Annotated in this window: 8 protein-coding genes; all 8 read left to right on the top strand. The window is 58.6% G+C overall.

Annotated features, from left to right (window positions below):
- A partial coding sequence (gene tolR, locus IE151_RS13840) for a protein TolR (RefSeq protein WP_189491300.1) occupies positions 1 to 385 on the top strand: 385 nt, incomplete at its 5' end.
- 6 nt (positions 386 to 391) lie between these two features.
- Positions 392 to 1444, top strand: coding sequence for a hypothetical protein (locus IE151_RS13835; protein WP_189491297.1), 1053 nt, complete (start codon positions 392 to 394; stop codon positions 1442 to 1444).
- Complete coding sequence (gene tolB / locus IE151_RS13830) at positions 1444 to 2781, top strand: Tol-Pal system beta propeller repeat protein TolB (protein WP_244636755.1); 1338 nt, start codon at positions 1444 to 1446, stop codon at positions 2779 to 2781. Before IE151_RS13835 ends, tolB begins: the two co-directional genes overlap by 1 nt.
- Before the next feature lie 325 nt (positions 2782 to 3106).
- Positions 3107 to 3565: a peptidoglycan-associated lipoprotein Pal gene (gene pal / locus IE151_RS13825; RefSeq protein WP_244636776.1), complete on the top strand. Its 459-nt coding sequence runs from the start codon at positions 3107 to 3109 to the stop codon at positions 3563 to 3565.
- A gap of 250 nt (positions 3566 to 3815) precedes the next feature.
- A complete protein-coding gene (ybgF, locus tag IE151_RS13820) occupies positions 3816 to 4865 on the top strand; it encodes a tol-pal system protein YbgF (RefSeq protein WP_189491291.1) in 1050 nt (349 codons plus the stop codon).
- The gene (gene tilS / locus IE151_RS13815; RefSeq protein ID WP_487343533.1) at positions 4859 to 6142 is read left to right on the top strand and encodes a tRNA lysidine(34) synthetase TilS; all 1284 of its coding nucleotides are present in this window, start codon (positions 4859 to 4861) and stop codon (positions 6140 to 6142) included. Before ybgF ends, tilS begins: the two co-directional genes overlap by 7 nt.
- A gap of 102 nt (positions 6143 to 6244) precedes the next feature.
- The gene (ftsH, locus tag IE151_RS13810; RefSeq protein ID WP_189491285.1) at positions 6245 to 8173 is read left to right on the top strand and encodes an ATP-dependent zinc metalloprotease FtsH; all 1929 of its coding nucleotides are present in this window, start codon (positions 6245 to 6247) and stop codon (positions 8171 to 8173) included.
- Between the two features lie 329 nt (positions 8174 to 8502).
- Positions 8503 to 9852, top strand: coding sequence for a phosphoglucosamine mutase (gene glmM, locus IE151_RS13805; protein WP_189491281.1), 1350 nt, complete (start codon positions 8503 to 8505; stop codon positions 9850 to 9852).
- Positions 9853 to 9881: the final 29 nt, after the last annotated feature.

Below are 9881 nucleotides of genomic sequence, written 5' to 3'. Positions count from 1 at the left end.
CGCCATCTCGGAAATCAACGTTACGCCCTTCGTGGACGTAATGCTTGTGCTGCTCATCATCTTCATGGTGGCCGCACCGCTTTTAACGGTCGGCGTACCTGTCAACCTGCCCCAGACGCAGGCCAACGCAATGAATGCGGACACGCAGCCGATCACCGTCAGCATCGACCAGCAGGGCCGCATCTTCATTCAGGAGACGGAAACGGCGATCGAGGAAGTCGTGCCGAAGCTTCAGGCTATCGCGAAAACAGGCTATGAGGAACGCATCTTCATTCGCGGTGATCGCACGTCGAACTATGGCATCGTGATGCAGGTCATGGCACGTATCTCCGCAGCAGGCTTCTCTAATATGGGCCTCGTCACCCTGCAGGAACAGGATAGCTAAAAACGAATGAAAGCGGGCCTCACAACATCTGCTGTGCTTCATGTGGCTGCCATTGCGGCGGGGCTTGTGACGCTTGCGCCAAGGCCAATGGACATGACGGATTCCGAAGCGCTTCCCGTCGATGTCGTCATTGCCGACGCGTCGCAATTGATCGAGGGTGACAAGAAGGCTCCGATCAGCGAAAAGCCCGCACCAACGCCGACCACGCGCCCGGATGTCGTGCCGGATGCGCAGAAGGTGGGTAATAATTCCACCGACACGGACAAGGCTCCGACGCCCGAGCCAAAGCCGCGGCCTGTCGAGCAAACGCAGTCTTCGGCTGCTGCGGCGCCAGAACCGGCACCCGCGCCAACGCCTGAGCCGGAACCTGCGCCCGAGCCTGCTGAAGTCCAGCCTGCACCTCCACAGGAAGCCCAGCCTGCGCCTGAGCCGACGCCTGCACCGGAAGCACCTGCAGAGCAGGCCCTTTCGCTGCCCACGCAGATGGCCGCGCCGCAGCAACGCCCACAGCCGCCACGCGAGAAGCCTGTCGAAACGGCCGAGGCCAAGCCGGAGAAGCCGAAGGAACAGGAAAAGCCGAAGGCACCCGAAAAGAAGCCTGAGCCGCAGAAATCGCAGGCGCGCGACGAAAGCGAAAGTGATTTCGACGCCGATGACATTGCGGCGCTTCTCAATAAGGAGAAGGCTTCCGGTGGTGGCGCCAAACGTAGCGAGCAAACCGCTTCGCTCGGTGCCTCGCGCACCAACAGCGCAGGCCAGCTGACGCAGAGCGAGATGGATTCGCTGCGCGGCCAGATCCAGCGTTGCTGGAACGTGCCGGCCGGCGCGCTGGAGGCTGAGAATCTGCGCGTCACGGTTAAATTCAACCTTAACCAGGTCGGTGCCGTCGAAGGTTCGCCCCGGATCGTTTCCGGCGGTGGTTCGGGCGGTATCGAGCGTGCGGCGGCAGAATCGGCCCGCCGCGCCGTGCTGCAATGCGCTCCCTACACGCTTCCGGCTGAAAAATATGCGACCTGGTCGGAAGTGACGGTCAATTTCGACCCCAGTGAAATGTTCTGATGCTCATTCGAGCGAAGAGGCTTATAGGTATGCTGAGAGTAAGCAAGACAGTCTTTCTGCTGATGGCGATGGTGCTTGCAGCCGCGCCGATTGCGGTCCATTCGGCGCGCGCGCAGGTTACCATCGACATCAATCGCGGTAATGTCGAGCCGCTGCCGATCGCGATCACCGATTTCATCTCGGGTGATCAGATGGGCGCACAGATCAGCAGCATCGTGACTGCCGATCTCAAACGATCGGGCCTTTTTGCACCGATCGACAAGGCGGCCTTCATCGAGAAGACCTCCAATCCGGATGCGGCCCCCAGGTTCGAGGATTGGAAGGTCATCAATGCGCAGGCGTTAGTCACCGGCCGCGTATCGCGCGAGGCCGACGGACGCATCCGCGCCGAATTCCGGCTGTGGGACACGTTTGCCGGCCAGCAGCTCGACGGTCAGCAGTTCTTTGCGACGGAAGCCAACTGGCGGCGTATTGCTCATATCATCGCAGACGCGATCTATGAACGTCTCACCGGCGAAAAAGGCTATTTCGATACACGCGTTGTCTTCGTCGACGAGTCCGGCAGCGGTACCCAGCGCACCAAGCGTCTTGCCATCATGGACCAGGATGGCGCCAATATTCGCTATCTGACCGACGGTCGCTCGATCGTTTTGACGCCGCGCTTTTCGCCGAACCGTCAGGAAATCACCTATATGTCCTACGAGAGCGGTACGCCGCAGGTCTACCTGCTGCAGCTGGAAACCGGGCAGCGGGAACTGGTGGGGGATTTTCCGGGCATGACCTTCTCGCCGCGCTTCTCGCCGGACGGACAGAAGATCATCATGTCGCTGATGCGCGAGGACGGCAATTCCAATATATTTACGATGGATCTCCGGTCGCGCCAGACGACGCGCCTTACCAATACCAACGCCATCGATACCTCGCCTTCCTATTCTCCGGATGGCAGCCAGGTCGTCTTCACCTCCGACCGCGGCGGTCGCCCACAGATCTACGTGATGAATGCGGATGGTTCCGGCCAGAAGCGTATCTCATTTGGCCAGGGCAGCTACTCGACGCCTGTATGGTCGCCGCGCGGCGATCTGATCGCCTTCACCCGCCAGTCGGGTGGCGGTTTCGAAATCGGCGTCATGCGCACTGACGGCTCCGGGGAGCGGATCCTTTCCACCGCCTTCCAGCAGGAAGGCCCGACCTGGGCGCCGAACGGTCGCGTACTCATGTTCTTCTCGGGCTCCAGCCAGCCGAAGCTGCGCACGGTTGATCTGACCGGGCGCAACGAGCAGGCTGTGCCGACGCCGAACCTTGCTTCCGACCCGGCATGGTCGCCACTGCTTGAGTAGGCGCTTGATCGATTTCCAACGATCTTGATAAAAAGGCGGCGTAAATGCCGCCTTTTTGCCGTATTCGACCCGCATGCCCACTGTGTCCTTTTCGCGTCAGCGAGAATTTCGCGTAGGGATCCTTCTTGAACCGTCTGATTGCTATCGCCGAAAATCGCGCTGCAAAGGAATGGGCAAGAAAATATTAACCATGTTTTTTGAGCATCGGTTAAACAAGATGTGGTTAAGAAAACCCAATGCAATCGTGCTGGTTTTTACAGGTAAGGAGGGGCGGGTTTTGAAACGCACTTCGAAATTGAATCTCAACGTGCTTACCGTCGCTCTCATGGCCGGTCTTGCTCTTGCAGGCTGTGCGTCGCAGAAGACGCCGAACAGCGCTGCCGATCTCGGCCTTGGGGCCGGTGCGGCAACGCCAGGTTCCAGCCAGGACTTCACCGTTAATGTTGGCGATCGCATCTTCTTCGACACGGACTCGACCGCAATCCGCGCCGACGCGCAGGCCACGCTTGCCAAGCAGGCGCAGTGGCTTAACCGCTATTCGCAGTTTTCGATCACGATCGAAGGCCATGCCGACGAGCGCGGTACACGTGAATATAATCTGGCTCTCGGTTCGCGCCGCGCTGCTGCAACTCGCGACTTCCTGGTTTCGCAGGGTGTCGCTTCAAACCGCTTGAAGACGATCTCCTATGGCAAGGAACGGCCGGTTGCCGTTTGTGACGACATTTCGTGCTGGTCGCAGAACCGCCGTGCGGTCACCGTGCTGAATTCGGGTGCCGGCATGTAATCACCGGACATCCGGTCCAAATAGTGAAGGTCCGGTGTGTGACATGGTTCGCACGCCGGGCTTTTTTCATGCCGACGACACGAATTCACAAAAACTGAAACAAAATTTGGCCGAACTCTCTCTGCTTTGATAAAGGATGAAATGTCGCCGCTTGCCGTGCGATGGTTCCAACGGGCCGGGAGGCCTGCCGGAATCGATGAGAATCCAGAAGCACACTGCAAAAATGACCACCAACGCTAATGAGAGGCCGATGTTTTCGCGGTTGATTTTAGGAAGCGCCATCGCATTGTCGCTTGCGGCATCTGTGCTGCCCAGCAATGCGCAGGGCCTGCCCGGCGTCTTCGGTTCGCGCAGCAATGACGCATCTCGCCAGGCTCCGGCCGGGCAGGGCGGCTACATTCTGACGCAGGGCAGCGATCCCCGCGTGCAGCAGCTCGAAGAGCAGTTGCGCCAGCTGAATGGTACGATCGAAGAACTGAACTTCCAGATTCTGCAGATGCAGGAACAAATCCGCAAGATGCAGGAGGACAACGAGTTCCGCTTTCAGGAGCTTGAGAAAAACAGAGCGGATGCCGGATCGGGCTCGACCCGGCATGCCAACGCAGCACCACCTGCCGGGGGAAACTCCGGGGGTGGAAGCACGGATACTATCGGGACCGGAAGTATCGACGGTGTTGCGCCGGTCCCGCCGATGCAACAGGACCAAAGTCAGACGGCAGCTACTCAGCCGAGCACCGCCGGAAACGGAACCGGTGAACCGCCGCGTACGCTTGGTCGTCTAATTCTGGATGAAAACGGCAATGTCGTCAGCAGCAATACTGATGATAATCCGACCTCTTCTCCCTTGCCACCGGTTTCGGGGGGCGCACAGGATCAGGTTGCGGCATTGCCCCAAAACAATTCGGCCGGTGCCGGCGGCAGCGCGGATGCGGTTTATGACAGTGCTTATGAGCACGTGCTTTCCGGCGACTACAAAACGGCAGAGACTGGCTTCCGCTCTTATATCGAACGGTTTCCGAAGGGCGAAAAATCAGCCGACGCGCATTTCTGGCTAGGCGAATCGCTGATCGGACAGACGCGTTATCGCGACGCTGCCGAAATTCTCCTGGCTGCAAGCAAGAACTATCGCAATTCGGCCAAGGGGCCGGAAATCCTGCTCAAGCTGGGCGTTTCGCTCGCCGGAATGAAGCAGAAGGAAGTTGCCTGTGCGACTTTCGGGGAAGTGGACAAGCGGTATCCCAAAGCATCTGCGGCGCTGAAAGCGCGGGTGACGCAGGAAAAAACCACTGCTGGTTGCTGACCTTCTTGCAGCGATTTCCCACCGGCTTCGAGGCCACTTACTCTCAATTCGATTTTTCCAGGCGCCAGGCGGTGTTGCTTGCAATATCCGGCGGCAGCGATTCCCTTGCGCTTCTCCTGAGTTTCGATGCCTGGCGCAGGATTCATGCACCGCATCTGTCACTTTTCGCCGTAACCGTCGATCATGCGCTTCGCCCGGAGGCTGCCGACGAGGCGGAGAGGGTGGCTCAGATCTGCGCCGAACACCGTATTCCGCACAAGACCCTGCGTTGGGAGGAAGCCGCCAAGGGCAGCGCGCTTTCCCAAAGGGCGCGCGAAGCGCGTTATGCGCTGCTGGCACGGGCTGCCGAGCAAGCTGGTACGGATCTCGTGCTGACGGGCCATACCCAAGATGACCAGATCGAGACGCATCTTATGCGCAAGGCACGCAGTGCGACAGGCTATGGGCTTTCCGGCATGGCCGCGGCGACGCTCTATCGCAGAAGACTGTGGATCGTGCGGCCTTTGCTGACGCATTCCCGCCAGGCTTTGCGGGATTATCTATGCTCCATGAACCAGGCCTGGTTAGATGACCCAAGCAATGATGACGAGGCATATGAACGGGTGCGGGTGCGTCGTGCCGTGGCTAAAATGGACGCGGCGGCACGAGCGGATATTTGCAGCGCTATTGCGAAAGCGCAAGCGTTCCGGGCCAGGCTTGTTGATGACACGGTCAGCCTGATCCGGACGAATGCTTCGCCTGTCGAGCCTTCTGGCTTCCGGCTGGTCATGACATCCGAGGAGGCGTGCATCCATGCGCTGCGGGTTCTCCTCGCTATCGCCGGGGGAGGCAGTTTCCTGCCCGATGAAGGGCGGGTGCGCATTCTGACGCACCGAGCCGTAAATGGCGAACGAGTGACAGAGACCCTCTCACGTTGCGTCGTGCAGGCAAAAGATGGGTGTGTGACAATGAAACGCGAACGGCGGGATCTTCCGCAAATCGCGCTTGAGCAGGGTAGCGTGCTCTGGGACGGTCGCTTTGAGATAACGACGCAGGTCTCCGAGCTTTTGTGGGTAGCGGCCGGTGATGATTGCATGCCGAAGGTTGTAACCGGGGCGGGCGGGGCGGGGGACACTGCGCTGGAACGGGTGCAGATAAGACCCGTGGCGTCGCCGTTCAAAGACAGGCTTTCCGGCCTCGATTGGCCGCTTGCGAACGCGGTTGCTCAGCTGCTTGGAGCCGATGCGCCGCCTGCTTTGCCGTATAGCGGTCACGATAACGGAATAGTTTTAACCTAGGCGGTGAGTTCCGCTTGGCAAGGGCGGTCGCGCTTCCTATGTTAAGCGCTACATTTGACGGTCTCAATGAAAGGCCGTTTCGGGGATTGAAACGGGATACTGATGAATCCGAACTATCGAAATATCGCGCTGTGGGTCATAATAGCGGTTCTGCTGATTGCCCTGTTCAATCTGTTCCAGACGCCGCAGCAGCGTGGCAATGCCAGAGAAGTGGCTTATTCGGAATTCCTTCAGGATGTCGATGCCGGACGCGTGAAGAGCGTGACCATTTCCGGTGACCGCATCACCGGAAAATTCTCCGACAATTCGAATTTCCAGACGTACTCGCCTGCCGACTCCAATCTGGTTCAACGTCTGGAGGGCAAAAATATTACGATTTCGGCACGCCCCGAGACGGATGGCTCGGGTTCGATTTACTCCGTGCTGATCGGCTGGCTGCCGATGCTGCTGATCCTCGGTGTGTGGATATTCTTCATGCGGCAGATGCAGTCGGGGTCCGGCCGCGCCATGGGCTTCGGCAAGTCGAAGGCCAAGCTTCTGACCGAAGCGCATGGCCGCGTGACCTTCAAGGATGTTGCCGGCGTTGATGAGGCGAAGCAGGATCTGGAAGAGATCGTCGAGTTTCTACGCGATCCGCAGAAATTCCAACGTCTCGGTGGCAAGATTCCGCGTGGCGTGCTGCTTGTTGGTCCTCCGGGAACAGGTAAAACCCTGCTTGCACGCTCGGTTGCCGGCGAAGCGAACGTACCGTTCTTCACGATTTCCGGTTCAGACTTTGTAGAAATGTTCGTCGGCGTTGGAGCGTCTCGTGTCCGCGACATGTTCGAACAGGCCAAGAAGAATGCGCCGTGCATCATTTTCATCGACGAAATCGATGCTGTCGGCCGTCATCGCGGTGCTGGCCTGGGCGGGGGCAATGACGAGCGCGAACAGACTCTCAACCAGTTGCTGGTCGAGATGGACGGCTTTGAAGCCAATGAGGGTATCATTCTCATAGCCGCGACCAACCGTCCGGACGTTCTTGACCCGGCGCTTCTGCGTCCCGGTCGCTTCGATCGCCAGGTTGTCGTTCCGAACCCCGACGTCGTTGGTCGCGAGCAGATTCTAAAGGTACATGCACGCAACGTGCCTTTGGCGCCGAACGTCGATCTCAAGACATTGGCGCGCGGTACACCAGGCTTTTCAGGTGCGGAGTTGGCCAATCTGGTCAATGAAGCGGCCCTGATGGCGGCGCGACGCAACAAGCGTCTCGTCACCATGCAGGAATTCGAGGATGCCAAGGACAAGATCATGATGGGCGCGGAGCGCCGCTCTTCCGCGATGACCGAAGCAGAAAAGAAGCTTACTGCCTATCACGAGGCTGGCCACGCCATTACCGCGCTCAAGGTTGCAATTGCCGACCCGCTGCACAAGGCAACGATCATCCCGCGCGGTCGCGCGCTAGGCATGGTGATGCAGCTGCCGGAAGGCGACCGCTACTCGATGAGCTACAAGTGGATGGTTTCGCGCCTGTGCATCATGATGGGCGGACGCGTTGCCGAGGAGTTGACGTTCGGCAAGGAAAATATCACCTCGGGCGCCTCCTCCGATATCGAGCAGGCAACGAAGCTTGCCCGCGCCATGGTTACACAGTGGGGCTTTTCCGATGAACTCGGTCAGGTCGCCTATGGGGAGAACCAGCAGGAGGTTTTTCTCGGTCATTCTGTCTCACAGTCGAAGAACGTATCGGAAGCGACCGCTCAGAAGATCGACAACGAGGTTCGTCGTCTGATCGACCAGGCTTATCAGCAGGCGCGTCAAATCCTGACGGAGCACCACGATGCTTTCGTGGCCATTGCGGAAGGGTTGCTCGAGTATGAGACGCTGACCGGCGAGGAGATCAAGCAACTGATGGCGGGGCAGAAGCCCTCACGCGACCAGGGTGACGATACACCGAGCAGTCGTGGCAGTACGGTGCCGAAGGCCGGTGGTTCACGCAAAGAGCCGAAGGCGGATGGTGAAGGTGGCATGGAGCCGCAACCGCAGGGCTAATTATCCGCGAATTTGCAAAATGGCCTGGTTTATCCAGGCCATTTTTGCGTGGAGCGCTGGGCTTCGAGCGGAATTTTAGACCCGAATTTAGTAACAGGGCGAGTAACCAAAGCTTACGAATTGTGATGGTAGCTTTTGCTAAAGTATCGGTACCTTGTGGATTTGGCGGTTGCTTTACGGTATTTGCCGCAGTAGCACCACCCACCAGACAATCGACACGGGTTTTGCGTGGCAACATCGCCGTCAGGCCATTCTGACGCAGCTATAATCAAGCGGGTCGGTCGACGGGGCTCTACCGCCGCATGCTTGGGACAGAAAAGAGTTCGACTATGGGACGTTATTTCGGAACCGACGGTATTCGCGGGCGCGCCAACAAGTTTCCCATGACCCCGGAAGTCGCGATGAAGGTCGGCATGGCGGCGGGGCGCACGTTCCAGCGTGGCGAACATCGCCATCGCGTCGTCATTGGCAAGGATACGCGCCTTTCCGGTTACATGATCGAGAATGCCATGGTGGCAGGGTTTTGCGCTGCGGGCATGGACGTGTTCCTTCTTGGTCCGATTCCTACACCTGCCGTTGCCATGCTGGCACGTTCGCTTCGTGCTGATCTGGGTGTGATGATCTCTGCCTCGCACAATCCCTATCACGACAATGGTATCAAGCTGTTCGGGCCGGACGGATACAAGCTTTCTGACGAGATTGAAGGCAATATCGAAGCAATGCTCGATGAAGAGATTGCTATCAGCGTCGCGGATTCCGATGGTCTTGGCCGCGCCAAGCGCATCGACGGCGTGCATGATCGCTATATTGAATTTGCCAAGCGCACCCTGCCGCGATCCATGTCGCTGGCGGGTTTGCGGGTCGTGATCGATTGCGCCAATGGCGCAGGCTACAAGGTCGCGCCTGCGGCTTTATGGGAACTGGGCGCGGAAGTCATCACTATTCACGACGAGCCGAACGGCTTCAATATCAATACGGATTGCGGCTCAACCAGTCCGGCGAGCCTGATCAAAAAGGTGCATGAAACACGTGCTGACCTCGGCATAGCACTGGATGGCGATGCCGATCGTATGCTCATCGTCGACGAAAACGGCGTCGTCATCGACGGGGATCAGATTATGGCCCTGATTGCCGAGTCCTGGCATCAGGCAGGCCGTTTGGCTGGTGGTGGTATCGCTGCGACGATCATGTCCAATCTGGGCCTCGAGCGTTTCATGCAAAGCCTCAAACTAGAACTCCATCGCACAAAAGTCGGCGACCGCTATGTCGTTGAACACATGCGCGCTCATGGCCTCAATGTTGGCGGCGAACAGTCCGGCCATATCGTTATGTCCGATTATTCCACGACGGGTGACGGGCTGGTTTCCGCTCTACAGGTTCTGGCCTGCATCAAGCGTGCGGAAAAACCTGCAAGCGAGGTTTGCCGCAAGTTCGAACCGGTGCCGCAAGTCCTGAAGAATATTCGTTTTTCGGGCGGAAAACCGCTGGAAAACGCCAATGTCATCGCAGCTATCGAGGATGCCAAGGCGCAGCTCGGTAAAAAGGGACGCGTCGTCATCCGCCCGTCCGGCACGGAACCGCTGATCCGCGTCATGGCGGAGGGCGACGATGCAGGTCTGGTGGAAAAGGTCGTTGATGACATTATCGGCGTGATCTCGGAGACCAAGAACGCTGCCTGAACCATATTCGTGATCCAGAAAGGCCGCGA

This window comes from Limoniibacter endophyticus (genome assembly GCF_014652835.1).
Classification (GTDB): domain Bacteria; phylum Pseudomonadota; class Alphaproteobacteria; order Rhizobiales; family Rhizobiaceae; genus Limoniibacter; species Limoniibacter endophyticus.
Note: the sequence above shows the minus strand (reverse complement) of the source record. Positions and strands in the feature narration are given on the sequence as shown.

What these genes read in the sequence shown, in the direction of transcription:
- IE151_RS13835 (WP_189491297.1), top strand. Translation starts at nt 392, where the DNA reads ATGAAAGCGGGCCTCACAACATCTGCTGTGCTTCATGTGGCTGCCATT.
- ftsH (WP_189491285.1), top strand. Translation starts at nt 6,245, where the DNA reads ATGAATCCGAACTATCGAAATATCGCGCTGTGGGTCATAATAGCGGTT.
- ybgF (WP_189491291.1), top strand. Translation starts at nt 3,816, where the DNA reads ATGTTTTCGCGGTTGATTTTAGGAAGCGCCATCGCATTGTCGCTTGCG.
- tolB (WP_244636755.1), top strand. Translation starts at nt 1,444, where the DNA reads ATGCTCATTCGAGCGAAGAGGCTTATAGGTATGCTGAGAGTAAGCAAG.
- glmM (WP_189491281.1), top strand. Translation starts at nt 8,503, where the DNA reads ATGGGACGTTATTTCGGAACCGACGGTATTCGCGGGCGCGCCAACAAG.
- pal (WP_244636776.1), top strand. Translation starts at nt 3,107, where the DNA reads ATGGCCGGTCTTGCTCTTGCAGGCTGTGCGTCGCAGAAGACGCCGAAC.